The 24206-nt window shown below is 71.5% G+C and carries 23 protein-coding genes; 13 read left to right on the forward strand and 10 right to left on the reverse strand.

The features are described from left to right. Positions 1 to 27: 27 nt before the first annotated feature. From V2J85_RS30960 to V2J85_RS30970, 3 genes are all read left to right on the forward strand, one after another. A complete protein-coding gene (locus V2J85_RS30960; protein ID WP_261956749.1) occupies positions 28 to 1005 on the forward strand; it encodes an NAD(P)H-quinone oxidoreductase in 978 nt (325 codons plus the stop codon). A 139-nt stretch (positions 1006 to 1144) separates the two neighbouring features. Beyond that, entirely contained in the window at positions 1145 to 2008 is an 864-nt protein-coding gene (locus V2J85_RS30965; RefSeq protein ID WP_261956750.1) for a hypothetical protein, read from the forward strand. Positions 2009 to 2247: 239 nt separating this feature from the next. Then, complete coding sequence (locus tag V2J85_RS30970; RefSeq protein ID WP_261956751.1) at positions 2248 to 2811, forward strand: bacterial proteasome activator family protein; 564 nt, start codon at positions 2248 to 2250, stop codon at positions 2809 to 2811. 63 nt (positions 2812 to 2874) lie between these two features. On the opposite strand, the gene V2J85_RS30975 is transcribed toward V2J85_RS30970, so the two are convergent. Continuing rightward, positions 2875 to 4533 (reverse strand): Stk1 family PASTA domain-containing Ser/Thr kinase, encoded by a 1659-nt coding sequence (locus tag V2J85_RS30975; RefSeq protein ID WP_261956752.1) that lies wholly within the window; start codon positions 4531 to 4533, stop codon positions 2875 to 2877. A 322-nt stretch (positions 4534 to 4855) separates the two neighbouring features. On the opposite strand from V2J85_RS30975, the gene V2J85_RS30980 reads away from it, so the two are divergent. Further along, positions 4856 to 6469: a protein kinase domain-containing protein gene (locus V2J85_RS30980; RefSeq protein ID WP_261956753.1), complete on the forward strand. Its 1614-nt coding sequence runs from the start codon at positions 4856 to 4858 to the stop codon at positions 6467 to 6469. Between the two features lie 21 nt (positions 6470 to 6490). Here the strand turns inward: V2J85_RS30980 and V2J85_RS30985 are convergent, their stop codons facing one another. The 3 genes from V2J85_RS30985 to V2J85_RS30995 all read right to left on the reverse strand — a co-directional run bounded on the left by V2J85_RS30985 (position 6491) and on the right by V2J85_RS30995 (position 8805). Continuing rightward, positions 6491 to 7534 (reverse strand): phosphotransferase, encoded by a 1044-nt coding sequence (locus tag V2J85_RS30985; RefSeq protein ID WP_261956754.1) that lies wholly within the window; start codon positions 7532 to 7534, stop codon positions 6491 to 6493. A gap of 52 nt (positions 7535 to 7586) precedes the next feature. Beyond that, entirely contained in the window at positions 7587 to 8006 is a 420-nt protein-coding gene (locus V2J85_RS30990) for a pyridoxamine 5'-phosphate oxidase family protein (protein ID WP_261956755.1), read from the reverse strand. Positions 8007 to 8145: 139 nt separating this feature from the next. Then, entirely contained in the window at positions 8146 to 8805 is a 660-nt protein-coding gene (locus V2J85_RS30995; RefSeq protein ID WP_330823435.1) for a response regulator transcription factor, read from the reverse strand. A gap of 327 nt (positions 8806 to 9132) precedes the next feature. Here V2J85_RS30995 and pdhA point away from each other — a divergent pair, with 327 nt between their 5' ends. The 5 genes from pdhA to V2J85_RS31020 are packed head-to-tail and all read left to right on the forward strand — an operon-like array spanning position 9133 to position 14362. Then, positions 9133 to 10350, forward strand: coding sequence for a pyruvate dehydrogenase (acetyl-transferring) E1 component subunit alpha (gene pdhA / locus V2J85_RS31000; RefSeq protein WP_261956757.1), 1218 nt, complete (start codon positions 9133 to 9135; stop codon positions 10348 to 10350). 2 nt (positions 10351 to 10352) lie between these two features. After that, on the forward strand, positions 10353 to 11336 hold the full coding sequence (locus V2J85_RS31005; RefSeq protein WP_265361946.1) for an alpha-ketoacid dehydrogenase subunit beta: 984 nt from the start codon (positions 10353 to 10355) through the stop codon (positions 11334 to 11336). 23 nt (positions 11337 to 11359) lie between these two features. Next, positions 11360 to 12841 carry a dihydrolipoamide acetyltransferase family protein gene (locus V2J85_RS31010; RefSeq protein WP_261956759.1) on the forward strand — a complete coding sequence of 494 codons (1482 nt, stop codon included), beginning with the start codon at positions 11360 to 11362 and terminating at the stop codon, positions 12839 to 12841. Between the two features lie 6 nt (positions 12842 to 12847). After that, positions 12848 to 13855, forward strand: a complete 1008-nt coding sequence (locus tag V2J85_RS31015) for a helix-turn-helix domain-containing protein (RefSeq protein WP_330823437.1) — start codon at positions 12848 to 12850, stop codon at positions 13853 to 13855. A gap of 51 nt (positions 13856 to 13906) precedes the next feature. Next, complete coding sequence (locus tag V2J85_RS31020) at positions 13907 to 14362, forward strand: VOC family protein (RefSeq protein ID WP_330823438.1); 456 nt, start codon at positions 13907 to 13909, stop codon at positions 14360 to 14362. Positions 14363 to 14368: 6 nt separating this feature from the next. Here V2J85_RS31020 and V2J85_RS31025 read toward each other — a convergent pair whose 3' ends face one another. Then, the gene (locus V2J85_RS31025) at positions 14369 to 14545 is read right to left on the reverse strand and encodes a hypothetical protein (RefSeq protein ID WP_261956762.1); all 177 of its coding nucleotides are present in this window, start codon (positions 14543 to 14545) and stop codon (positions 14369 to 14371) included. Positions 14546 to 14742: 197 nt separating this feature from the next. On the opposite strand from V2J85_RS31025, the gene V2J85_RS31030 reads away from it, so the two are divergent. The 3 genes from V2J85_RS31030 (at position 14743) to V2J85_RS31040 (ending at position 17764) form a co-directional block, all read left to right on the forward strand. Then, entirely contained in the window at positions 14743 to 15582 is an 840-nt protein-coding gene (locus V2J85_RS31030; RefSeq protein WP_330823440.1) for a GNAT family N-acetyltransferase, read from the forward strand. A 101-nt stretch (positions 15583 to 15683) separates the two neighbouring features. After that, the gene (locus V2J85_RS31035; RefSeq protein ID WP_261956764.1) at positions 15684 to 16367 is read left to right on the forward strand and encodes a GntR family transcriptional regulator; all 684 of its coding nucleotides are present in this window, start codon (positions 15684 to 15686) and stop codon (positions 16365 to 16367) included. Positions 16368 to 16510: 143 nt separating this feature from the next. Then, on the forward strand, positions 16511 to 17764 hold the full coding sequence (locus tag V2J85_RS31040) for an MFS transporter (protein ID WP_261957535.1): 1254 nt from the start codon (positions 16511 to 16513) through the stop codon (positions 17762 to 17764). 86 nt (positions 17765 to 17850) lie between these two features. On the opposite strand, the gene V2J85_RS31045 is transcribed toward V2J85_RS31040, so the two are convergent. Then, positions 17851 to 18675 carry a maleylpyruvate isomerase family mycothiol-dependent enzyme gene (locus V2J85_RS31045; RefSeq protein WP_261956765.1) on the reverse strand — a complete coding sequence of 275 codons (825 nt, stop codon included), beginning with the start codon at positions 18673 to 18675 and terminating at the stop codon, positions 17851 to 17853. Between the two features lie 153 nt (positions 18676 to 18828). Continuing rightward, the gene (locus tag V2J85_RS31050) at positions 18829 to 19359 is read right to left on the reverse strand and encodes an LURP-one-related/scramblase family protein (protein ID WP_261956766.1); all 531 of its coding nucleotides are present in this window, start codon (positions 19357 to 19359) and stop codon (positions 18829 to 18831) included. Positions 19360 to 19423: 64 nt separating this feature from the next. Here V2J85_RS31050 and V2J85_RS31055 point away from each other — a divergent pair, with 64 nt between their 5' ends. Then, positions 19424 to 21226 (forward strand): NHL domain-containing thioredoxin family protein, encoded by a 1803-nt coding sequence (locus tag V2J85_RS31055; protein WP_261956767.1) that lies wholly within the window; start codon positions 19424 to 19426, stop codon positions 21224 to 21226. A gap of 70 nt (positions 21227 to 21296) precedes the next feature. On the opposite strand, the gene V2J85_RS31060 is transcribed toward V2J85_RS31055, so the two are convergent. The 3 genes from V2J85_RS31060 to V2J85_RS31070 form a co-directional block, all read right to left on the reverse strand. After that, on the reverse strand, positions 21297 to 21950 hold the full coding sequence (locus V2J85_RS31060; RefSeq protein WP_261956768.1) for a DUF4232 domain-containing protein: 654 nt from the start codon (positions 21948 to 21950) through the stop codon (positions 21297 to 21299). Between the two features lie 170 nt (positions 21951 to 22120). Further along, positions 22121 to 23008 (reverse strand): helix-turn-helix domain-containing protein, encoded by an 888-nt coding sequence (locus V2J85_RS31065; protein WP_261956769.1) that lies wholly within the window; start codon positions 23006 to 23008, stop codon positions 22121 to 22123. 188 nt (positions 23009 to 23196) lie between these two features. Beyond that, positions 23197 to 24120 carry an NlpC/P60 family protein gene (locus V2J85_RS31070; protein ID WP_261956770.1) on the reverse strand — a complete coding sequence of 308 codons (924 nt, stop codon included), beginning with the start codon at positions 24118 to 24120 and terminating at the stop codon, positions 23197 to 23199. Between the last annotated feature and the right edge of the window lie 86 nt (positions 24121 to 24206).

The raw sequence follows: 24206 nt of genomic DNA on the forward strand, positions 1-24206 counted from the left end.
CTGCGGACGGCGAGTAGCCTCGCGCCCATGCGAGCGATCACTATCCCGGAGCCCGGTGGCCCCGAAGCACTTGTCTGGACGGATGTGCCCGACCCGCAGCCCGGCGAGGGCGAGGTCCTGATCGAGGTCGCGGCCAGCGCCGTGAACCGCGCCGACCTGCTCCAGCGGCAGGGCTTCTACGACCCGCCGCCCGGAGCCTCGCCGTACCCGGGGTTGGAGTGCTCGGGGCGGATCAGCGCGGTCGGCCCGGGTGTGCACGGCTGGGCTGTCGGCGATGAGGTGTGTGCGCTGCTGGCGGGCGGCGGCTACGCGGAGAAGGTCGTGGTGCCGGCCGGGCAGGTGCTGCCGCTGCCGCCCGGCCTGGACCTGGTCACGGCCGCCGCGCTGCCCGAGGTGACCTGCACGGTCTGGTCGAACGTCTTCATGATCGCCCACCTGCGGCCCGGCGAGACGCTGCTGGTCCACGGCGGCGCGAGCGGCATCGGCACGATGGCGATCCAGCTCGCCAAGGCGGTCGGGGCACGGGTCGCGGTCACCGCGGGCGGCCCCGAGAAGCTGGCCCGCTGCGCGGAGCTCGGTGCGGACATCCTGATCGACTACCGTGAGCAGGACTTCGTCCAGGAGATCCGCAAGGCCACCGACGGCAAGGGCGCGGACGTCATCCTCGACATCATCGGCGCGAAGTACCTGCAGCGGAACGTGAAGGCGCTGGCGGTCAGCGGCCGACTTGCGATCATCGGGCTGCAGGGCGGGGTGAAGGCGGAGCTGAACCTCGCCGCGCTGATGGCCAAGCGCGCCGCGATCACCGGAGCCGGGTTGCGTGCCCGCCCGCTCAGCGAGAAGGCGGCCATCGTCGCCGCCGTACGCGAGCACGTCTGGCCGCTGATCGGCAACGGCCAGGTCCGGGCGATCGTGGACCGTACGCTCCCGATGTCCGAGGCCGCGGAGGCGCACCGTGTCGTGGACGCGAGTGTGCACGTCGGCAAGGTCGTGCTGACCGTCTGAACCGGCCGCGCTGCGGCCTTCCGGATCGCCCCTCCCGGGACGTCGGCGGATAACCCGGCGGACAGTCCCAAGATGCCGTGCATCTGATCACATGTGACGCTGGGCTGGTCACCCGACGGCTCGGCACGGGAGGGGCACTGTGGTCGCTCCAGGTTTCCGTTCGCGCATTGCCAGCAGTCTGTTGGTCGCCGCCGTCGTCCTGCCCGTTCCGGTGGGAGCCGCCCCCGCGGCGGCCGCGGACCGGCAGGCCACGCCGGTGGACCGTTCACCGCAGCTCGTCCGGCCGGGCGATTCGCCGGACGACGACGTGCCGGAGGAGCTGCGGCCCGAGATGCTCGGGGCCGATGCCTTCGCCGCCGAGGACTTCGTGAGCGATCTACCGCAGGTCGACGAGCCGTTCGCGCCGGGCCGGCGCCACGCCGGCCACCCGGGGGCTCCGGCCCGCTTCCGCGAGTTCCCGGACGGCTTCCCCGGCTTCCCGTACGACATGGCGGGCTATCCGCGCCGGATGCCGCACCACCACCCGGGCCGCTGGCACGGCCGGTGGCACCACCACCCGCACCCGTTCGGTCCGGGTTTCCACGGGGACGGCCCCGGCAGCGCGGATTTCGCGGGTCACGGCCACTTCCGGAAGCCCGGGCCGGGCGGTCCGCCCGACGCCGACCGCGGCCACCCGCTGCCCGGCCGTCGCGATCCTGTGAAGCGGCACGCACCGGCGGAGGCCGCATCCGACGCCGCACCCCCGCACTCCACGCCGTCGCACCGCGTCAATACGGCGGAACGGCGCAGCCACCGCTCGTACGAAACGCTGCCGCCGCTCCCGTCGCCCACCGTCCCCGAGGACGCGACCACGGGCACCGCGGACGGGGACGGGGACACCGCCCGCCCGTACGCCCTGGAGGCCCCGGCGGCCCCGGTCGAGCGGGTGCTGCCGATGGGCGCGGGCCTGGCGCTGACCGGCCTGGGCCTGGCGTTCCTGGGTCTGCGGCTGCGCCGCCGCTGAGGCCGTTGCTTCCGCGTTCCTCGTTTCACGTGAAACGAGGAAGCGTGCAACACCGTTTCACGTGAAACGCTCCCGTTTGTTTCACGTGAAACGGTGGGAGTGGTTGGCGTGGTTTCACGTGAAACGGCGAGAATCCGTGGTTTCACGTGAAACACCGGAGCTCGGGTCCCCCGGAAAGGTGGATCACGTTCTCCTGGGGGCACCACCGTCGAGAAGCCCTCGTACGAGAGAATGGCGGCATGGATATGCCGATGAACGAACGGTCGCAGGAGAACCCGCACGTCCTGGTTGTCGGCCCGGACGGCATGGCGCTCGGCAGCGCCGGCTCCGGTGGCGGGGACGACGGCGAGGAGCCCCGCGAGGTCCCGGTGACGGACATGGTCGAACAGCCTGCGAAGGTCATGCGCATCGGCAGCATGATCAAGCAGCTGCTGGAAGAGGTGAAGGCGGCTCCTCTCGACGAGGCCAGCCGGGTCCGGCTCAAGGAGATCCACGCCAGCTCGGTGAAGGAGCTGGAGGACGGGCTGGCCCCCGAACTGGTGGAGGAGCTGGAGCGGCTGTCGCTGCCGTTCACCGATGAGTCGGTGCCGACGGAGGCGGAGCTGCGGATCGCCCAGGCGCAGCTGGTGGGCTGGCTGGAGGGCCTGTTCCACGGCATTCAGACCGCGCTGTTCGCCCAGCAGATGGCCGCCCGTGCCCAGCTGGAGTCGATGCGCCGTGCCCTGCCGCCCGGTGTCCTGCCCACGGAGGGCGACGAGGGCAAGCCCGGCCACGGCGGAGCCCGCTCGGGTCCGTACCTCTGACCGTATGCACGAGGGGCCGGCACGCGGGATGCGTGCCGGCCCCTTCTGTATGCGGTGCGACCGTCAGCCGCTGCGACCGGTGGAGATGGTCAGCTCGATCGTGGCGTCCTTGGTCGGGTACCACCAGCTGATGGCGGCCGGGGACTGATCCGTGACGGTGTTCTTGCCCCAGATCGAGCTGTCCTCTTCCTTGACGATCTTGTACTTCCAGCCGGCCGCCTTGATGCACTCCTTCACCGAGTCCAGGTTCTTGAACCGGAACGACGGGAAGAGGATCTTGCCCTTGTCGGCGTAGCTCTTGGTCGGGTTGGTGCACTCGGACGTCAGGATCGTCGCCGTCTTGTCCTCGGGGCGGATGCTCTCGCTGGGCGAAGCCGAGTAGGAGGACGGCGTGACGTCGCCGCCGTTGTCGTCGGAGGAACCGGCGCTCAGGCCGATGCCGATGGCTATCGCGGTGACCACGACGACACCGACGATCGCCGAGACCACGATCACCGGGGTGTTGTTCTTCCGCCCGCCGGGCCCACCGGCCGACGGCATCGAGGCGGTGACCGGCGGCGGGGGCGGGGTGTACGCCGGCGGAGCCTGGTAACCGCCCGCGTTGAACGGCGCCGGGCCGGGAATCGGACCGGGGGCCGGCGTCGGGTAGGCGTTGTTCGGCGGCGGAGGCGTCTGCGGGCCGAAGCCGGCCGCCTGCGTCGGCTGGTAGGGCTGCTGGACGTTCGGCGGGGCCGGCGTGTGCGGGTTTCCGGAGGCGGTGGGGAAGACCGCGGAGGACACCGAGGAGCCGCTGGTGCGCGCCCGCGGGCCCTCGCCGATGATCAGCGGGGTGGCGCCGGACTGCCCCGACCCGGCGATCCGCAGACACTCGTCCCGCATCGCCTCGGCGGTCGGGAACCGTTCGTTGGGGTTCTTCTTCAGCGCCCGGGCCACCAGCGCGTCCACGGCCGGCGGCAGCGAGCGGTTGATGCTCGACGGGACCGGCGGCTCTTCCTGGACGTGCGCGTAGGCGATCGCGAGCGGGGAGTCCGCGTCGAACGGCAGCTGGCCGGTCAGCAGCTCGAAGAGCATGATGCCGACGGAGTACAGGTCGGAGCGGGCGTCCACGCCGCGGCCCAGCGCCTGCTCGGGGGAGAGGTACTGCGGGGTGCCGACCACCATGCCGGTCTGGGTCATGGACGTCACGCCGGACTGCATGGCACGGGCGATGCCGAAGTCCATGACCTTGACGACGCCGCGCTTGTTCAGCATGACGTTGCCGGGCTTGATGTCGCGGTGGACCAGGCCCATCTCGTGGCTGACTTCCAGCGCCGCGAGCACATCGGCGGTGATCTTCAGGGCCTTCTCGGTCGGCATCGCGCCGTGCTGGGCGATGTCGGTGTCGAGGTCGGAGCGCAGCGGCTGGCCCGCGACGTACTCCATGACGATGTACGGCACCATGCCGCCGTCGAGCTCGTCCTCGCCGGAGTCGAAGACCGAGACGATATTGGTGTGCGTGAGCTTCGCCACTGACTGCGCCTCGCGGCGGAAGCGCTCGCGGAAGGCCTGCTCGCGACCGAGCTCGGTGTGCAGTGTCTTGATCGCGACGTCGCGGTCGAGCACGGTGTCGTGCGCGAGGTGCACGGATGCCATTCCGCCGGCCCCGAGAAGATCACGAAGCTGGTAACGTCCTCCGCCGACCGAACGGCCCTCGAATTGGCCCTGAGCGCCGTCCTGGCTCATCGTTCCGCTTCCCCCTAGGCGCACGGCGCACTACCCGTACGTTATAGCGATCAAAATCTGGAATTCCGCAGCCAAGTGTGCCCCAGGGCCCGGACACGTCAAGCTGTGTGCCCGTTCCGTGACCAGATGTGCAAGATCCGGTCACGGACCTGAGACGTTCGGCACCCTCAATCACCGGGGGTGAACTTGCGATGTCAGGCGAACGGCGGGTTTGATGGCCGGTCCACGACGGACCGGTGGGTGTCGCGGAACCTGTAGCGTGCTCTAGCGAAGACCGATGACCTTACCGCTCTCGGGCGGATCGATTCGACGGCGAGGACCGATGGCACCGACGCAGAGCCCCCAGGGCCCGTCCGATCCTGAGGCCACCGGCTCCCATGTCCCCGAGGCACCGGAGATGTGGGGCAACGGCGGCCTGGTCGGCGACGGCCGGTACCGGCTCACGCGGCGCCTCGGGCGCGGCGGTATGGCGGAGGTGTTCGCCGCCGAGGACGTGCGCCTCGGCCGGACCGTGGCCGTGAAGCTGCTGCGTGCCGACCTCGCCGAGGACCCGGTGTCCAAGGCCCGCTTCACCCGCGAGGCACAGTCCGTGGCCGGGCTGAACCACCACGCGGTGGTCGCGGTCTACGACTCCGGCGAGGACCTGGTCGGCGGCAACACCGTGCCGTACATCGTGATGGAGCTGGTCGAGGGCCACACCATCCGTGATCTGCTGCTGAACGCCGACGCCCCGCCGCCGGACCAGGCGCTGATCATCGTCTCGGGCGTGCTGGAGGCACTGGCCTACAGCCACCAGCACGGCATCGTGCACCGTGACATCAAGCCCGCGAACGTGATCATCACGAACAGCGGCGCCGTGAAGGTCATGGACTTCGGCATCGCCCGTGCCCTGCACGGCGCGCAGTCCACCATGACCCAGACCGGCATGGTCATGGGTACGCCCCAGTACCTCTCCCCGGAGCAGGCGCTCGGCAAGACCGTCGACACCCGTTCCGACCTCTACGCCACCGGCTGCCTGCTCTACGAACTCCTCACCCTGCGGCCGCCGTTCACCGGTGAGACCCCGCTCTCGGTCGTCTACCAGCACGTCCAGGACATGCCGGTGCCGGCCTCCGAGGTCGCCGAGGGTGTGCCGCCGGAGCTGGACGGCCTGGTCATGCGGGCGCTGGCCAAGGACCCCGACGACCGGTTCCAGACCGCCGAGGAGATGCGCGGGCTGGTCCAGTACTCGCTGCAGATGCTGCAGGAGCAGGGTGGGCACACCGGCACCTGGAACACCGGTCCGGTCGTCATGCACGAGGGCGGTCACACCCCTTCCATGGGGACCGCCGCGACCACCGCGCTGCCGCATCCGGACGCCGGCCAGACCACGGCGCAGCCGATCCTCACGCACGGGATGCGCGAGGACGACGGCGGCTTCGAGGGCGGGCCCCGCCCGGCCAGGGGCGGCCGCGGCAAGTTCTTGCTGATCGCGGCGCTCGCGCTGATCGCCATCGCGGTCGGTGTGGCCTTCGCGCTGCAGAACACCAAGGACCCGGGCCGGAAGCACGAGACGCCCGCCTCGCAGTCGCCGACGCCGAAGAAGCACAAGGAGACGAGCGAGCCGACGACCGAGGAGCCGACCACTCCGGAGACCCAGCCGGGCGGCACCGGCGGCGACGGCGGTTCGTACACCCCGCCGCCGACGACGCAGCCGAGCACCCCGGAGACGTCCGCGCCGCCGACCTCGCAGCCGCCGACGACCGAGGAGCCGACCACCGAGCCGCCCACCGACACCACCGGTGGCACGGCCGACGGTGGCACCGCGGACGGCGGGACGGCCGACGGTGGCACCGCGGACGGCGGTACGGCCGACGGCGGCTCGACGGCCGGGGCGGACAGCGGGGCGTCCTCGGGCGCGGACAGCGGCACCACGCTGGGCACGACCGGCGGCTGACCCGCCCCACGTGGGTCCGGGTCAGCGGGTGAACGCGTCGCGCACCGCGCGGTATTCGCGGGTCCACCACACCGCCAGGGCGGCCGCCGCCGGGAATTGCGGATCGGTGCGGCGGTCGCCGAGCTGGTAGCGCCAGGTGAGCATCCAGAAGTCGTTCAGCCGCTCCCACCACACCCGGTGGGCGGCCGCGGCGAGTTCGTCGGCGCCGGCTCCGCAGGCGCTGCGGTAGGCACCGGCGTATGCCGCGACCTTGGCCAGGTCCAGGGTGCCGCAGGGACGTACGAAGAAGATCGCGGCGGCGCGCACCGCCTCCTCGGCGCGGGGCTGGACGCCCAGCCGGTCCCAGTCGACGATCGCGGTCGGCTCGGTGCCGCGGTAGAGCACGTTCAGCGGGTGGAAGTCGCCGTGCACCCAGCCGGCGGCGGGTTCCGCGCCGGGGGCGGGGCGCCGGTGCGCCTGCCGCTCCAGGAGGGTCCGGCGCTCCAGCAGCCGGTGCTCGGCGAGCTCGTCGAAGCTGGTGCGCGGGCGGGCGCAGCGGGCCAGGTCCAGCAGCTCGTCGATGGTCTCGAAGGTCCGCTCGGGGTCGGCGCCGGCGTCCGCGAAGGGCGGCCGGGGCGGATGCGGTTCGTCCGCCATGACCTGTGCCAGTGCGGTGTGCACGAGCCCGAGCAGGGCGCCGAGCCGGCGGGACTGCCCGGCGGTCAGCGCGGCCCCGCTCAGGTGCCGCCCCTCGACCCACGGGTGCAGGGCGTAGCAGCGGCCGTCGAGGACGGTGACGGTGCGGCCGTCGGCGTCGGCGACGGGCGGGGCGACCGGCAGGCCGAGCGCGGCGAGCCGCCGGGTGGCGCGGTGCTGGCGGGTGATCGCGGCCAGGTCGCCGTCGAGGTGGTGCTTGAGGAAGTAGCGGCCGCGGGTGGTGGCGAGGAAGTAGCCGTGGTTGAGCAGGCCCTCGGCGACGGGTTCGCAGGACAGCGGCGCGCCGGCGCCGGTGTAGTGGCGGAGCAGGGATCCGAGGGCGTCTTTGTCGGGCGTCGCCGCCGTCCGGACTACAGATGAGCGCAGCACGCGCCAGATGTTAGATCAACTACACCTGTGCGGGTGGGGGTATCGGAAAGCCTCACGCAGAGTGAGCGAGGCCGAAGGCCGGCACCTCGGTGAGGTGGTGCAGGGTGACGAACTCCGGCTCCACGCGCAGGAAGACGGGATCGAAGGGCACCCCGTCGGCCAGCCGGGGCGTGCGGCCGAAGTGCTCCCGCGCGGCGGCATCCGGGAGGGTCAGCCGGGCGGTGCCGGTGAACTGCACGGACCAGGTGTCCGGCGCCCCGCTGCCGACGTTGTCGGCCTCGTACGCGACGACGCTCCCGTCCAGCGCCCCGTGGTAGCCGTAGCCGCGGTGCAGCCGCAGGATCAGCCGTCCGTCGTCCAGGACGAGGTGCCGGGTGACGGTGGTGAAGGGCAGCGCCCGCCGACTGGCCGAGACCCGCCCGTAGGGGGTGCGGCCGAGCAGCTCGATGGCACGGTGGTGGTCGGTGGGCATGGTCCCACCCTGCCGGTCGGGAGGGCCCGTCAACAGGGTCCAGCAGCCTGGAACAAACGGGACGATGGTCCTGAATCGCCACGACCCGGGTGGCGGCCGTGGTGGGCGGGGCCGAAGCGGCCGCCCCGTGACCCGTCGGTCAGCGGCGCTCCGCCTGCCGGCGCGCCACATAGGCGGCGGCCTGGGAGCGGCGCTCCATGCCGAGCTTGGAGAGCAGGCTGGAGACGTAGTTCTTGATGGTCTTCTCGGCGAGGTGGAGCCGTTCCCCGATGGCGCGGTTGGTCATGCCCTCGCCGATCAGGTCGAGGATCTTGCGCTCCTGCTCGGTCAGGCTCGCCAGCCGGTCGTCCTCCTTGGTGGCGTTGCCGTCGCGCAGCCGCTCCAGTACGCGGGCGGTGGCCACGGGGTCGAGCAGCGACTTGCCGGCGGCCACGTCGCGTACGGCGGAGAGCAGTTCGTTCCCCCGGATGGCCTTGAGGACATAACCGGACGCACCGGCCATGATCGCGTCGAAGAGCGCCTCGTCGTCCGCGAACGAGGTGAGCATCAGGCACTTGATGTCCGGATTCTGCGAACGGATCTCCCGGCAGACCTCGACCCCGCTGCCGTCCGGCAGCCGGACGTCCAGCACGGCCACGTCGGGACGCGTCGCAGGGATCCTGACCAGGGCATCTGCGGCGGTGCCGGCCTCGCCGACCACCTCGATGTCCGCCTCGACCGCGAGCATTTCGTGGACGCCGCGGCGGACGACTTCATGGTCATCGAGTAGGAATACCGTGATTTTTCCGTCTTCGGGCACGGGCTCAGTCTCACACATCAAGTCTTCCCGTGCTCCAGGTCACCGATATAACGTGCCGTTGTCCCGGCGGCCTGCAACGCTGTGACCAGGAGTTGTTCCAGCCTTTGCGATTTTACTTGGAAATCCAAGCAAAATCGCAGGTCAGCGCCGTTTCCACTTCGGCTTTGACAATGGGTAACGTGCAATGAGCAGGCCACTGTCCGGGAGCTTTGTTCCACCCGGATCCGGCCGCGTTCGCACACACCCCGTGCGCCGTATCGGATACCGGGTGAGCCGCAATACGGCCACCGGCGGACCCCGGGGGCCGGACAGACGGAGGAGCAGCACGTGACCGTGGAAGGCACTGCGCAGCGGAAAAACACCCGCGGCAGCAGCAAGCGCACCACCGCCAAGAAGGCGACGCCTGCCAAGAAGGCGTCCCCGGCCAAGGCCCGTACCAACGGCCGGCCCGACCAGGCGGAGCAGGATCAGCTCGTACAACTGCTGACCCCGGAAGGGAAGCGGGTCGAGCACCCCGACTACGCCATCGACCTTTCCCCCGAAGAACTGCGCGGCCTCTACCGCGACATGGTGCTGACGCGGAAGTTCGACGCCGAGGCGACCACCCTCCAGCGCCAGGGCGAGCTGGGCCTGTGGGCCTCGCTGCTGGGCCAGGAGGCCGCTCAGATCGGTTCCGGACGCGCGCTGCGCGACGACGACTACGTCTTCCCGACGTACCGCGAGCACGGTGTGGCGTGGTGCCGCGGAGTCGACCCGACGAATCTGCTGGGCATGTTCCGCGGTGTCAATCACGGCGGCTGGGACCCGAACAGCAACAACTTCCACCTCTACACCATCGTGATCGGTTCGCAGACGCTGCACGCGACCGGCTATGCGATGGGTGTCCAGAAGGACGGCGCGGATTCCGCGGTCATCGCGTATTTCGGTGACGGTGCCTCCAGCCAGGGCGATGTCGCGGAATCCTTCACGTTCTCCGCGGTGTACAACGCCCCCGTCGTGTTCTTCTGCCAGAACAATCAGTGGGCCATTTCCGAACCCACCGAGAAGCAGACCCGGGTGCCGCTCTACCAGCGCGCCCGCGGCTACGGATTCCCCGGCGTACGGGTCGACGGCAACGACGTGCTGGCCTGTCTCGCGGTGACCAAGGCGGCGCTGGAGCGGGCTCGCACCGGCCAGGGCCCGATGCTGATCGAGGCGTTCACGTACCGGATGGGCGCGCACACCACCTCCGACGACCCGACGCGCTACCGCGGGGACGAGGAGCGGGTGGCCTGGGAGGCCAAGGACCCGATCCTGCGGCTGCGGACGTACCTGGAGGCCGAGGGCCTGGTCGACGAGGCGTACCTCGCGACCATCGACGAGGAGAGCGAGGCCCTGGGCGTGCGGGTCCGCGAGGCCGTCCGCGCCATGCCCGACCCGGACCACATGGCGATCTTCGAGAATGTCTATGCCGACGGGCACGCGCTCGTCGATGAGGAGCGCGCGCAGTTCGCCGCGTACCAGGCGTCGTTCGTCGATGCCGATGTCCTGGCGGAGGGGAACTGACCATGGCCGTCCACGAGAAGATCACCATCGCCAAGGCGATCAACGCTTCGCTCCGGGCCTCCATGGAGGCCGACCCCAAGGTCCTCGTCATGGGCGAGGACGTCGGCAAGCTCGGCGGCGTCTTCCGGGTCACCGACGGACTGCAGAAGGACTTCGGCGAGGACCGGGTGATCGACACCCCGCTCGCCGAGTCGGGCATCGTCGGCACCGCGATCGGCCTGGCACTGCGCGGCTACCGCCCGGTCGTCGAGATCCAGTTCGACGGCTTCGTCTTCCCCGCCTACGACCAGATCGTCACCCAGCTCGCCAAGATGCACGCCCGCGCGCTGGGCAAGGTCAAGGTGCCGGTCGTCATCCGCATCCCGTACGCGGGCGGCATCGGTGCGGTCGAGCACCACTCCGAGTCCCCCGAGGCGCTGTTCGCGCACGTCGCGGGCCTCAAGATCGTCACTCCCTCGAACTCCTCCGACGCCTACTGGATGCTCCAGCAGGCCATCGCGGGCGACGACCCGGTCATCTACTTCGAACCCAAGCGGCGCTACCACGACAAGTCGCGGCTGGACACCGAGTCGATCCCGGACCCGCTGCACAAGGCCCGGGTCACCCAGAGCGGCTCGGACCTGACACTGGCCGCCTACGGCCCGATGGTGAAGGTCTGCCTGGACGTCGCCAAGGTCGCGGCCGAGGAGGGCAAGTCGGTCGAGGTCGTCGACCTGCGCTCGCTCTCCCCGATCGACTTCGACACCCTGCAGTCGTCGGTGCAGAAGACCGGGCGCCTGGTCGTCGTCCACGAGGCGCCGGTGTTCTTCGGCGCGGGCGCGGAGATCGCCGCCCGGATCACCGAACGGTGCTTCTACCACCTGGAGGCCCCGGTCCTGCGCGTCGGCGGCTTCCACTCCCCGTACCCGCCCTCCCGGCTGGAGGACGAGTACCTTCCGGGACTGGACCGGGTGCTCGACGCCGTCGATCGTGCGCTGGCGTACTGAGGGTTTGAGGAGAGTTCGTGACCATGACTACAGGCACCGCCAAGGCCCAGCGCTTCCGCGAGTTCAAGATGCCCGACGTGGGCGAGGGGCTCACCGAGGCCGAGATCCTCAAGTGGTACGTCCAGCCCGGTGACACCGTCACCGACGGCCAGGTCGTGTGTGAGGTCGAAACCGCCAAGGCCGCCGTCGAACTGCCCATTCCCTACACCGGGGTGGTGCACGAGCTGCGCTTCGGCGAGGGCGTCACCGTCGACGTCGGCACCGCCATCATCGCGGTGGACACCGACCCGGGCGCGGGACCGGCCGAGGCCCCCGCGACCGGGAGCGCGCCGCAGGAGGCCGCTCCGGCCGAGGAGGACGCCGAGCCGCAGGGCCGCCAGGCGGTACTGGTCGGCTACGGCGCCGCGCCGTCCTCGACCAAGCGCCGGGCGCGCAAGCCGCAGGCCGGTGTGCCGTCGCAGCCGGAGCCGGTGAAGGCCGCGCTCCAGGCCGAGCTGAACGGACGGCCCGCGGCGCAGCCGGCCGCTCCCGTCGCACCGCAGCCGGTCGCAACGGTGACGCCGGACGCCCGGCCCGTGGGCGCCGGGACCGCCGGGCGGCCGCTGGCCAAGCCGCCGGTGCGCAAGCTCGCCAAGGACCTCGGCATCGACCTGGCGACCGTCTCCCCGACCGGGCCGGACGGCATCATCACCCGCGAGGACGTGCACGCGGCCGCCGCCCCGGCGGCAGCGCAGGCACCGGCCGCGGAGGCTCCCGCCGCACCGGCCGCCGCTCCCGTGGTGACCGGTGTCGTGGACGCCGCGGCCCGCGAGCGGCGGGTGCCGGTCAAGGGCGTACGCAAGGCCACCGCGCAGGCGATGGTGGCCAGCGCCTTCACCGCGCCGCACGTCACGGAGTTCATCACCGTCGACGTGACCCGCACGATGAAGCTCGTCCAGGAGCTGAAGCAGGACCCGGACATGGCCGGCCTGCGGGTCAACCCGCTGCTGATCGTCGCCAAGGCCCTCCTGGTCGCCCTCAAGCGGCACCCGGAGGTCAACGCGTCCTGGGACGAGGCGAACCAGGAGATCGTCTACAAGGACTACGTGAACCTCGGCATCGCGGCGGCCACCCCCCGCGGGCTGATCGTCCCCAACATCAAGGACGCCGGGTCCAAGACGCTCCCCCAACTCGCCGAGGAACTGGGCGATTTGGTCGCCACCGCCCGCGAGGGCAAGACCTCTCCGGCGGCCATGAGCGGGGGCACCGTCACCATCACCAACGTCGGTGTCTTCGGCGTCGACTCCGGTACGCCGATCCTCAACCCCGGGGAGTCGGCGATCCTCGCCGTCGGTGCGATCAAGCTCCAGCCCTGGGTGCACAAGGGCAAGGTGAAGGCGCGCCAGGTCACCACCCTCGCGCTGTCCTTCGACCACCGTCTCATCGATGGTGAGCTGGGCTCCAAGCTGCTCGCGGATATCGCGGCGGTGCTGGAGCGGCCGAAGCGGCTGATCACCTGGGGCTGACCCGGGATGCGGGGCCGGTCGGGCCAGGGCGTCGTTTCACGTGAAACGACGCCTGGGGCCGGGGCCGGTGTTTCACGTGAAACGCCGGCCCCGGCCCTCGCCCGACCGGCCCGCCCTCATGTCAGGGGCGCGTCGGGCGCCGTCCCGTCCGGTGCCGTTGACGAGCAGCTGATCGCCCGGCCGGCGCCCGCGCTCCGGCCGTACGTCAGCTCCTACGCCGCATACCGGCAGGCCGGGGTCCCGCCCGCCCTGCACCGCGGGCTCCCCTCGCCCCGGCTGACGCTGATCTTCACCCTCGACGAACCGCTCACCCTGGCCGGCCACCCTGACCCCGGCCAGGCTCCCGGCAGCTACGCCACCCTCCTCGGCGGACTGCACACCCGCCCCGCGCTGATCACCCATCAGGGCCGCCAGTCCGGCATCCAGCTCGCTCTGCACCCGCTGGGCGCCCGGGCGCTGCTGGGCGTGCCGGCCGGTGAGCTGGCCGGTAGGGATCTCCCCGCGGAGGCGGTGCTCGGGCCCCGGGGCCGGGACGTCGCCGAGCGGCTGCGTGAGGCCGCAGGCTGGCCGGAGCGGTTCGCCCTGCTGGACGCCCATCTGCTGCGGTGGCTGGACCGGGAGCCGGGTGGTGCGGGGCCCGCCCCGGCGCCCGAGGTCGCCCGCGCCTGGCAGCTCTTGACCGCCTCCCGGGGCGCCGTGCCGGTCGCGGCGCTCGCCGCCGACATCGGCTGGAGCGCCCGCCATCTGACCGCCCGCTTCCGGCAGGAAACCGGTCTGACGCCCAAGACCGCCGCCCGGGTCATCCGTTTCGACCGCGCACGACGGCGGCTGGGCGCCGCGGCCCGTACCGGCTCGCCCCCGCTGCTCGCCGAACTGGCCGCCGACTGCGGCTACTTCGACCAGGCGCACCTCGCCCGGGAGTTCCGCTCGCTGGCCGGCTGTCCACCCAGCCGGTGGCTCGCCGAGGAGTTCCGAAACGTCCAAGCCCCGGCGGACGGCCGCACGGAAGGCTGAGGGCGGCGGCTCACCCGGGGCCGCCGTACCGACCGAGGAGGAACGGCGCTCATGCCGAAGTCCACATCCGATGCCACCACGTCCGCGCAGGATTCCGCGTCGGTGCCCGCGCCACAGGTGTGGCCGGTGCTCCGGGCCCGGGACGCCCGCGCCCTGATCCGGTTCCTGACCGAGGCGTTCGGCTTTGAAGTCACCGCGGTCCACGGCGACGGCGAACGGGTCGAGCACGCCGAGCTCTGCTGGCCCGAGGGCGGCGGCATCATGCTCGGTTCCGTCCGAGAGGCGGACGACGACCCCTGCGGGCTGCGGCCGGGGGCCTCCGGCGCCTATGTGGTCACCGGCCGGCCCGACGCGCTGTGTGCCCGCGCCCGGGCCGCCGGTGCGGAGATCACCGATGAATTGGCCGACACCGACTACGGCTCACGGGGCTTCAGCGCCCGCGACCCCGAGGGCAACCGCTGGTCCTTCGGCACCTACCGCGGCGGGCCGCACCCGGTTCGGTCGTAGGGCCGGTCAGCCGCGGATGAGCTCCACGGCGCGGCTGAAGTGCGCCACCGGCCCGGTCGGGCCGGACTCATCGGCGTGTGCCGCGCCGCGGGTCAGCGCGACCCCCGCCCACAGACCGGCGACGATCAATGCCAGTACGACGGTGTTCCGCGCACGACGGCCGGCGTTCGTCCTGGACTGCATGGTCAACTCCCCTTGAATTCCGGAGCCTCCCCGGCTCCATGCCTCCATTCACCCACGGAATCCGGGCCGCTCCATACGCGCCAGGTACGGACTCGGGTCAGACCTGAGGTGGACCCGCCGTCCGCCTGTGGTCCCCCTTGTGACAGGGGCCGGGAAAGGGTTTGCCGTCGCCGGACGGGCCGCTTACGGTCGGCGGAATGAGCAGCGACGTGATCATCCGCCGGTACCGGGACGCTGACCAGGACGTTGTCGTGGATCTCTGGTCACGGGCCGTGCGCCGGGCGCATCCGTTCATCGAGGGGGAGGGCGGGGGCGAGCGCGCGCGGATCCTCCGCGAGGTGTATCTCGTCCGGGCCGAGAACTGGGTCGCCGAACGGGCGGGCACCGTCATCGGGCTGCTCGGCCTGCTCCCCGGCGGTGAGATCGGCGGGCTGTTCGTCGCGCCGGAGGCCCAAGGGGACGGCGTCGGGCGGCAGTTGGTGGAGCACGCGGCGGCGCGGTACGGCGCGCTGACCCTGGAGGTCTTCGAGGGCAATGCCCGCGCCCGCCGCTTCGGTGCGCACCTGGGCTTCACCGAGCGGGGGCGGCGGATGGACGAGGAGACCGGCCATCCGCTGCTGGTGCTGGAGCGGGCGGCGCCGCTGCAGTCGGTGAGCTGGCTGCATGTGCGGGAGGGCCGGCTGCTGAGCGTCCGCACGCGCGGCAAGGACACGTTCTACCTCCCCGGCGGGAAGTACGAGCCCGGGGAGTCCGCCCGTGAGGCGCTGTCGCGGGAGCTGTCCGAGGAGCTCGGCCTGGACGTCCCCGCCGGGACCCTGACGGAGGCGTTCGTCATCCATGACGTCGCGCACGGCCAGAACGGCCGTCGGCTGCACATGACCTGCTTCACCGGTGGGCCGCAGGACATCGTGCCGGTGCCGGGCCGGGAGATCGCCGAGTACGCCTGGTTCGACCGCCGGGAGGCCCGCGAGCGCTGCGCCCCCGCCCACTCCCAGGTCGTGGACCGTCTGGTGGCCCAGGGGCGAATGCCGGGCTGACGTACGGCGCGCGGGCCGCACCGTCATCGTCCGCCCCCACCGGTCGTCCGCATCGCGGAATCACGTTTCGGACGCATACCTGTTGTATCTATCCTGTGCGCATGCCCTCAGCGTCCACGCCCACCGCGCCCGCCAGAGAATCCGCCGCCAAACAACCGCCCGCCGCCGAGCGGGTCTATGCGCACGTCAAGGACGCCGTCCTGCAGCGCCACTACGAGGGCGGCATGCTGCTCACCGAAGGCGAGCTGGCCGACGCGGTGGGCGTGTCCCGGACGCCCGTGCGCGAGGCGCTGCTGCGCCTGGAGGTCGAGGGGCTGATCAAGCTCTACCCGAAGAAGGGCGCCATGGTGCTGCCGGTCTCCGCACAGGAGATCGCCGACGTGGTCGAGACCCGGCTGCTGGTGGAGAAGCACGCCGCCGCCAAGGCGGTGCCCGCGAGCGAGCCGTTGCTCACCGAGCTGACCGAACTGCTGGACACCATGCGCGAGCAGGCGTCGTCCGGTGACCTGGCCGCCGTGTCCGTCACCGACCGGGCCTTCCACGCCGCCATCGTGCGCAGCGCCGGAAACCAGATCCTGGACCGGCTCTACGAGCAGCTGCGCGACCGCCAGCTGCGGATGGGCGTCGCGGTGATGCACGCCCACCCCGACCGGATCGCCAAGAACATCGCCGAGCACGCCGAGATCCTCGACGCGCTGCGGGCCGGTGACGCGGAAGCCGCGACCGACGTCGTGCACCGGCACGTCAGCTGGGTCCGCAACCTCGCCCAGGGAGAGGTGCGATGAGCGGTGACACCGGCGGACCGGACGGCTCCATAGATGGCGGCTCCGGCTCGGGACCGGGCGCCGTGGGCGGCGGTTCCGCCCGCTCCGGCATAGGCGGCGGCGCCCGGCTGCTGCCCTTCGACCCGCCCGGCGGCCCCCGGGCGATGGCGGTCTGGGGCATCGGCGTCGCCGTCTACTTCGTCGCGATCACCTACCGCACGAGCCTGGGCGTGGCCGGGCTGGACGCCGCCGAACGCTTCCACATCAACGCCTCGGCGCTGTCGACCTTCTCCATCCTCCAGTTGCTGGTGTACGCGGGGATGCAGATCCCGGTCGGCCTGCTGGTCGACCGGCTCGGCGCCAAGAAGGTGCTGACCCTCGGCGTCGTCCTCTACACCCTCGGCCAGTTCGGCTTCGCGCTGTCCGCCTCGTACCCCATGGCGCTCGGCTCGCGCGCGCTGCTGGGCTGCGGGGACGCGATGACCTTCATCAGCGTGCTGCGGCTGGGTTCGCGCTGGTTCCCGGCCCGGCGCGGCCCGATGATCGCCCAGATCGCCGCACTGGTCGGAATGGCCGGCAACCTGGTCTCCACCCTCGTCCTCGCCCGCTTCCTGCACACCTTCGGCTGGACCCCGACCTTCGCCGCCAGCGCGGCCGGCGGCATCGTCGTGCTGATCGTGCTGCTGGCCTTCCTCAAGGACCACCCCGAGGGCTTCGAGCCGCCGCCGGCCGCGGCCGGGCACACCGGCGCCGGGTTCGTGCGGCGGCAGATCGCGGACGCCTGGCGAGAGCCCGGCACCCGGCTGGGCATGTGGGTGCACTTCACCACCCAGTTCCCGGCCATGGTGTTCCTGCTGCTGTGGGGCCTGCCGTTCCTCGTCGAGGCGCAGGGCCTGTCCCGCGGCACCGCCGGTGAACTGCTCACCCTGGTGGTGCTCTCCAACATGGCCGTGGGGCTGGTCTACGGCCAGATCATCGCCCGCCATCACGCCGCCCGCATGCCGCTGGCGCTGGGCACGGTCGGCGCCACCGCGCTGCTCTGGGCGAGCGTGCTGAGCTGGCCGGCCGACCATGCGCCCATGGGGCTGCTGATCGCGCTCTGCGCGGTGCTGGGCGCCTGCGGCCCGGCGTCGATGATCGGCTTCGACTTCGCCCGGCCCGCCAATCCGCCCGAGCGTCAGGGCACCGCCTCCGGCATCGTCAACATGGGCGGCTTCACCGCGTCGATGACGACCCTGCTCGCGATCGGCGTCCTGCTGGACGCGACCGGCGACAACTACCGGATCGCCTTCGCCTCGGTCTTCGTCCTCGAAGCGGTCGGTGTCTCCCAGATCCTGCGACTGCGCCGCCGGGCCGCCCGCCGCGAGCGCGAGCGGCTGGTCGTCAGCCGCGTCGAGGCGGTGCACGTTCCGGCCTGAGCGGCGTTGTTTCACGTGAAACGGCGCGGAAGTTTCACGTGAAACGGGGGCCGGCCGACGCGTCGTGGTCCGCCGGCCCGACTTCGCTACGGCGTGACCGCGAAGTTGTCCAGGATCGCCTCGGCCAGCTCCTGGTCACCATCGATCTTGATCTGCTCGGCGACCGCCGCCGGGCGGACCCGGCCGCAGGCCAGCTGGTGGAAGGTGTCCCAGTCCAGGGCGAGCGTCACCGTCGGGCCGAGCGAGACGCTGCCGTCGATGGTGGCATTGCCCTCGTTGTCGATCCGGACCGTACGCAGGAACTCGAGCGGACCGCTGACGTCGAAGACCACCACCGAACCGGCGGGTGCCTGGGCCCTCTTGGAGACGATGCCGGGCAGCACCTTGACCAGCAGATCGCGGGTCATCTGCGCGCCGGGGGAGTCGAGATTGCCGGGCTTGCCGAGCGCCCGGCGCAGGTCCTGCTCATGCGCCCAGACGTCGAACGCCCGCTGCTGGAGCACGAATTCCAGCGTCCGGTCCTCGTCGAGCGGGCTGCGCACCACCGCGTCGGGCTGGCGGGACTCGTTGCGCAGCTGCCGGGAACGGCGGATGACGGTGTATTCGAGTTCGCTGAGCATTTCCGGCGCGGTGTGGTGCCGGCGGACGTCGACCTGCACCTCCATGCGGCGCGCCGACTCGCTGCGGACGTGGTAGAGGTCGCGCGGCAGCGTGTGGATCGGCCGCGGATCGCCCAGCATTTCGCATTCCAGGCCGATGATGTGGGAGACCACATCGCGAACTGACCATCCTGGCAGGCACGTCGCCCGGTTCCACTCGCCTTCGACGAGCGGCGTCACCAGCTCGGTTATCGCTTCTATGGAGTGCGTCCAGGCATCGATGGAGGACTGAAGGCTGGGATGGACGGTCACGGGACCCCTCGGACGGTTCGTACGCGGGCTGCTGTCTGTGCAGTTAAGTTACCGCTGCGCACGGGCACCCCGGCAGTGCTTTCGGGGGACCATCGTAGGACGATGTCCCGCGACCGCAGCGGGTTCCGGCGCGGTGTTCCGGGCGCCCGCCGCTCAGCCCACGCCGCGCTCCCGCTCGGCCAGCCGGATCACACACACCGCGACGGCGATCAGCAGCGCCGGATCCGCGTCGTCCCGTACGACCTTGACCGCATACGTGTCGCGCACGGTCAGCCAGCGCCGCGAGATGTCGGCGAGCAGTTCGCCCTCGTACTCGACGGCGAACTCCCGGTCCAGGATCTTGCCGCTGACGTCCAGCACGGTGCCGTCCGCCAGCTCCACGCGGTAGTGGTTGCGCAGCAACGAGAGCCGCTTGCGGCGGATGGTGGCCAGCGGCTCGTCGTCCCGCTCGATCGTCATCGTGTCGCGCAGGGCCAGCATCTTCTTCCGGATGGTGATCAGCACCCGGCCTTCGGTGTCCTTCAGCTCGAAGGTCTCCCGCAGTCGGAGCGCCTTGCCGTCCACGAGGAAGGCATGGCGGCCGTGCTCGTCGTCGATCCAGTAGTCGTCGCCGATCCCGAAGATCCGGTCGCGGACGAGGAAGGTGCCGGAGTGCGGCGGCTGCGCCGCGGGTGAGGGCTGCATGGCTGACCTGTTCCCCGACGCCCCTGCGGAATGCGCACGCACCTGAGTGACGTTGAATGTCCACATGGCTTCACGTGCGCGCGTCCGGGCCCCCGAGCTGATCGGCAAGGGCGGCTGGCTGAACACCGGCAACAAGGATCTGACCCTCTCTGACCTGCGAGGACGCATCGTCGTCCTGGATTTCTGGACGTTCTGCTGTGTGAACTGCCTGCACGTCCTGGACGAGCTGCGGGAGCTGGAGGAGAAGCACCGCGACACGGTCGTGATCATCGGTGTGCACTCCCCTAAGTTCGTGCACGAGGCCGAGCACCAGGCCGTCGTGGACGCCGTCGAGCGGTACGGCGTCGAGCACCCGGTCCTCGACGACCCCGAGCTCACCACGTGGAAGCAGTACGCGGTCCGGGCCTGGCCGACGCTGGTGGTGATCGACCCCGAGGGGTACGTCGTCGCCCAGCACGCCGGCGAGGGCCATGCGCACGCCATCGCCACGCTCGTCGAGGAGCTGGAGGCGGAGCACGAGGCGAAGGGCACCCTGCGGCGCGGGGACGGCCCGTACGTACCGCCGGAGCCGGTCGCCACCGACCTGCGCTTCCCCGGCAAGGCGGTCCGGCTGCCCGGCGGCAGCTTCCTGGTCTCCGACACCACCCGCCACCAGCTCGTCGAGCTCGCCGCGGACGGCGAGCAGGTGCTGCGCCGGATCGGCAGCGGTGAGCGCGGTCTGACCCCGGACACCTTCAACGAACCGCAGGGCCTGGCCCTGCTGCCCGACGGCAAGGTCGCCGTCGCGGACACCGTCAACCACGCCCTGCGCGTCTTCGACCCCGTCGGCGGCACGCTGGAGACGGTGGCCGGGACCGGCAAGCAGTGGTGGCAGGGCTCCCCGACGTCCGGACCGGCGCGCGAGGTGGCGCTCTCCTCGCCGTGGGACATCGCCTGGTGGCAGGACCGGCTGTGGATCGCGATGGCCGGTGTGCACCAGCTGTGGACGTACGACCCGGCCACCGGCACGGTCGAGGTGGCCGCCGGCACGACGAACGAGGGCCTGGTGGACGGCCCCGCCGCCGAGGCCTGGTTCGCCCAGCCGTCCGGGCTCGCCGCCGCCGGCGACCGGCTGTGGATCGCGGACTCGGAGACCAGCGCGGTCCGCTGGGTCGAGCCCGCGGAGGACGGATACGTCATCCGTACGGCCGTCGGCACCGGTCTCTTCGACTTCGGCCACCGCGACGGTGCCGCGGACCAGGCGCTGCTCCAGCACCCGTTGGGCGTCACCGCGCTGCCCGACGGATCGGTCGCGATCGCCGACACCTACAACCACGCGCTGCGCCGCTACGACCCGGCGAGCGGTGAGGTGACGACGCTGGCGACGGACCTGCGCGAGCCGTCCGCCGCGGTACTCGTCGATGACGACATCGTGGTCGTCGAGTCCGCGCGGCACCGGCTGACCCGGCTGCGGCTGCCCGAGGAGGCGGTCCGGGTGGAGGCGGTGGCGCACCGCACCCAGCGCGCGGCCACCGAGGTGGCGCCGGGCGCGCTCCGGCTCGATGTGGTCTTCCAGGCCCCGGCGGGCCAGAAGCTCGACACCCGCTACGGCCCGTCGACCCGGCTGCTGGTCAGCGCGACCCCGCCGGAGCTGCTCGCCGACGGTGCGGGCGCCGGCACCGACCTCAGCCGGGAACTGGTGCTCGCGGACGGCGTGACCGAAGGCGTGCTGCACGTCTCGGCGATGGCCGCGTCCTGCGACGACGCCCCCGACATCGAGTACCCCGCCTGCCACGTCCACCAGCAGGACTGGGGCGTTCCGGTGACCGTCACCGAGGACGGCGTGGCCCGGCTCGGGCTGGTGCTGGCGGGGCTGGACGCCGCATAGCCACCGGCGCCCGGGCCCGTTGACGGGGCCCGGGCCAAGCAAGTGCGGCCGCGGCGGTGGTGGTGCCGGGTCAGTCCCCGACGCCGGCCATCACTTCGGCCCCGTGGACGCTGCGCGACCAGTTGGTGACCTTGCTCTGGCCGACGGAGATGTGCAGCCGCTTCTCCGCGAAGTTCAGGGTGACCGGCCCGCGGGTGGTGGAATCCGCGGAGGAACCCATGAAGTCGATGGTCACCGACTTCTGCTCGGTGCCCTTGCTGGCCGGCGTGTTGGTCGGGATGACCGCGTACGCGTAGCCCTTGGCGGGCACGTCGACGGTCGGGCCGCCCAGGACACCGGGGTCGCCCGTCCTCAGCGGCAGCGGCGCCTTGGCGTTGTTGAAGCGCAGCTGCGGGCCGTTGTACAGCCGGCAGGTGTTGCTGGTGGTGTTCTTGAACTTCACCGTGACATGGCTTTTCGGGCCGGTCTGCTGGGAGAACGTGACCCGGTAGGTGCTGGGCCAGCAGCCCGTCACCCGGCGCGACGCCGCCCCGGCTCCCGCGCCCGCCGCGGCCGCACCACCGCCGATGATCTTGCGCTTCTTGCTCTTGGAGGACGAGGAGGAGGTCTTCTTCGACTTCTTCGAGGAGTGGCTGTTGCAGCCGGTCAGCGCGAGCGAACCGGCCAGCCCGAGGGCCAGCGCGGCGTACGCGGCGGAGCGGCGGCGGGAGCGGGGTGCGGTCATGGGTGGAGTCCCCCAGTGGGTCGCTACGGTCAGCGAGGTGTGTCTGTCATGGCACGGCCACGATATCGATTGCGGTTCGATCTTCCAGGGCGGCATCGCGGCGGCTCCGGCCGGAGCGTCATTGCCGCAGGTCAGCGACAGCGGCGGAGTCGCGGTTCGGAGGAGCAGGGTCAGGATCCTTCCGGACAGGTCGGCAATGTGGTGTTTTCGAGCTGTTCCGGGCGGATGCGAATCCCCGGAGCCCACATCCGAGTGCCGTCCTGATCGACCCGGAACCAGATGCTGCTGTGCCCGCCCATCTCGTCGGTGACCGTCACACCGTCGGCGATCCGGCACACCGCGTGCAGCACGTCGCCGTGCCAGACGTGCGCCACGACGTTGGCGCGCCGGTAGACCTGGTAGGGGTCACGGGCCAGGCCGAGCGCACAGTTCTCGGTGCGGGGGTGCTGGCAGGCGCGTTCGACGTTGTTGACGGTGATCCGGGCGGACCCGGTCCCCTTCGCCGAGGTCTCCGATCCCTGCACTCCGCCTGCACCCGCGCTGTCGTGCGGGGGGCCGTTCGACGCCCGGTCCTGGCCGGTCAGCGCCGGAATGGCCACCGCGGCACCGGCCAGCACCGCGGCCGTCCCGAGCGCGGCGAGCACCAGCGGCAGCCGACGCCGTCCCCGCGCCCCCTGCTCCGTCTCCTGGTCCGGCGGCTCGTCCGTCCCGCCCACTTCCCGTGCGGTCTCGGGGCCCGAGTCCGCTGCCTCCTGGGCCCGGTGCAGTAGATCGACGAGAGCGGGCAGCCGGTCCTCGCCGGTGAAGGAGAGCTTGCACCACTGGACCAGCAGCCGTTCATCGGGCAGCCCCTGGCCCCGCAGATAGCGAGAGAGGGACGAGCGGCTGGCCGGTAGCCGGCCCTCCAACTCCTTGAGGCTGTAGCCGAGTTCGCCGTGTATACGGCGCAGGGCGGTGACGAAGTCACGGGCAGGGCCGGAGAGTTCGTCGGGAAGGGGGGCCAGTGGCTTACGTCGGGGATGAGTGGCGTCGTTCTGATTGCCAGGCACATCCCGCATTCCAGCACAGCGGACATGCGCATGCGAGGGGCACTTCCGCTCCCCTGTGACGGAAGTGCCCCTCGTTACACGATCCGGATCGGACCCGGACCAGCTGGTGACGTTTCACGTGAAACGGACCGTGCGTCAGCGCCTCGCCCCCACCTCGCCGTTTCACGTGAAACAGCGGCGCGAGAGCGAACGGCGCGTCAGTCGCCGAACTTCACCGGACGGTACGGCGTGAACTCGGCGTCCCCGCCCGGCAGGCCGTAGGTCAGCGTCCGGTGGTCGGTGCCGTAGCCACCGCGCTGCTCATAGGCCGTGTACGAGGAGTGTGCGTCGTTGTTCCACTTCTCGAAGATCACCACGTGCCGGTTGTTGTTGTCCCCGGACGCATCGATGAGCAGATCACCGGGCTTGAGTTCGCCCAGCGAAATCGGTCGGGTGATACCGCGGTCGGTGGCCAGGCCCACGGTGTTGGTGCCCGGCGTCGGCAGCCCGAGCGCCATGGACGCATAGCCCGAGCAGTCCTGGCGGTAGCCGTCCTTCCAGACCTTGGCCTGGCTGTACGGGACCTGCGCGCCATTGTTGGCGGTGAGCCAGGTGGCGGCCCGGTTCAGCACCTCCTGGCGGGAGCCGCCGGGCTGGGGCCGGCCGCCACCGCCGTGGACCGGTACGCCCGGCAGCCGGTCCTGCGGGATGTCCACCGCGACCACCGTGAGGAAGCCGGTGACCGGGCCGGTGACGTGGGCCATGTACGTCGAGCAGGCGCTGCCCTCGCACACCTGGTGTCCGGTGTCGACCTGGTAGTCGGCGGTGATCCGGTCCTGGCCCGCGGCGGTCCTGTTGATCATGCCGACGGCGGGGGAGTTGGTGTCGGGGTCGGCATGCACCACCCATCGCGTCCCCCAGGTGGGAAAGTCCGAGGCGGCCGCCGCCTGCCGGCCGTCGGCGGCCGTGGCCTGCCGTATGTCCGCGCCCGCCGCCTGCCGTACGCCGGTGGCGGTTGCCGGGCCGGGATCGCTGCCGTGGGCCGGCCCCGCGAATCCCGCGACGCCGATTCCCGCGGCGACCACCGCGGGCAGCGCCTTCCGCAGCACGGTCCGGCGACCGCTGTGCGTGTGCTCCTCCATGCCGATTCCCCTCCGTGGACGGCCGGTCGGCCGGATGGCCGGCGGCCGGTCGGTGAGCCGCCGGGTGGTCCCGCCGCGGCGCCGGA

The organism is Streptomyces bugieae (assembly GCF_036352915.1).
GTDB classification, from domain to species: domain Bacteria; phylum Actinomycetota; class Actinomycetes; order Streptomycetales; family Streptomycetaceae; genus Streptomyces; species Streptomyces endophytica.

What these genes read in the sequence shown, in the direction of transcription:
- V2J85_RS30980 (WP_261956753.1), top strand. Translation starts at nt 4,856, where the DNA reads ATGGCACCGACGCAGAGCCCCCAGGGCCCGTCCGATCCTGAGGCCACC.
- V2J85_RS31050 (WP_261956766.1), bottom strand. Translation starts at nt 19,359, where the DNA reads ATGCAGCCCTCACCCGCGGCGCAGCCGCCGCACTCCGGCACCTTCCTC.
- V2J85_RS31010 (WP_261956759.1), top strand. Translation starts at nt 11,360, where the DNA reads ATGACTACAGGCACCGCCAAGGCCCAGCGCTTCCGCGAGTTCAAGATG.
- V2J85_RS31060 (WP_261956768.1), bottom strand. Translation starts at nt 21,950, where the DNA reads ATGACCGCACCCCGCTCCCGCCGCCGCTCCGCCGCGTACGCCGCGCTG.
- V2J85_RS31035 (WP_261956764.1), top strand. Translation starts at nt 15,684, where the DNA reads ATGCCCTCAGCGTCCACGCCCACCGCGCCCGCCAGAGAATCCGCCGCC.
- V2J85_RS31025 (WP_261956762.1), bottom strand. Translation starts at nt 14,545, where the DNA reads ATGCAGTCCAGGACGAACGCCGGCCGTCGTGCGCGGAACACCGTCGTA.
- V2J85_RS31040 (WP_261957535.1), top strand. Translation starts at nt 16,511, where the DNA reads ATGGCGGTCTGGGGCATCGGCGTCGCCGTCTACTTCGTCGCGATCACC.
- V2J85_RS30990 (WP_261956755.1), bottom strand. Translation starts at nt 8,006, where the DNA reads ATGCCCACCGACCACCACCGTGCCATCGAGCTGCTCGGCCGCACCCCC.
- V2J85_RS31030 (WP_330823440.1), top strand. Translation starts at nt 14,743, where the DNA reads ATGAGCAGCGACGTGATCATCCGCCGGTACCGGGACGCTGACCAGGAC.
- V2J85_RS31020 (WP_330823438.1), top strand. Translation starts at nt 13,907, where the DNA reads ATGCCGAAGTCCACATCCGATGCCACCACGTCCGCGCAGGATTCCGCG.
- V2J85_RS31065 (WP_261956769.1), bottom strand. Translation starts at nt 23,008, where the DNA reads ATGCGGGATGTGCCTGGCAATCAGAACGACGCCACTCATCCCCGACGT.
- V2J85_RS30975 (WP_261956752.1), bottom strand. Translation starts at nt 4,533, where the DNA reads ATGAGCCAGGACGGCGCTCAGGGCCAATTCGAGGGCCGTTCGGTCGGC.
- V2J85_RS31070 (WP_261956770.1), bottom strand. Translation starts at nt 24,120, where the DNA reads ATGGAGGAGCACACGCACAGCGGTCGCCGGACCGTGCTGCGGAAGGCG.
- V2J85_RS31055 (WP_261956767.1), top strand. Translation starts at nt 19,424, where the DNA reads ATGGCTTCACGTGCGCGCGTCCGGGCCCCCGAGCTGATCGGCAAGGGC.
- V2J85_RS31015 (WP_330823437.1), top strand. Translation starts at nt 12,848, where the DNA reads ATGCGGGGCCGGTCGGGCCAGGGCGTCGTTTCACGTGAAACGACGCCT.
- V2J85_RS30970 (WP_261956751.1), top strand. Translation starts at nt 2,248, where the DNA reads ATGGATATGCCGATGAACGAACGGTCGCAGGAGAACCCGCACGTCCTG.
- V2J85_RS30960 (WP_261956749.1), top strand. Translation starts at nt 28, where the DNA reads ATGCGAGCGATCACTATCCCGGAGCCCGGTGGCCCCGAAGCACTTGTC.
- V2J85_RS31005 (WP_265361946.1), top strand. Translation starts at nt 10,353, where the DNA reads ATGGCCGTCCACGAGAAGATCACCATCGCCAAGGCGATCAACGCTTCG.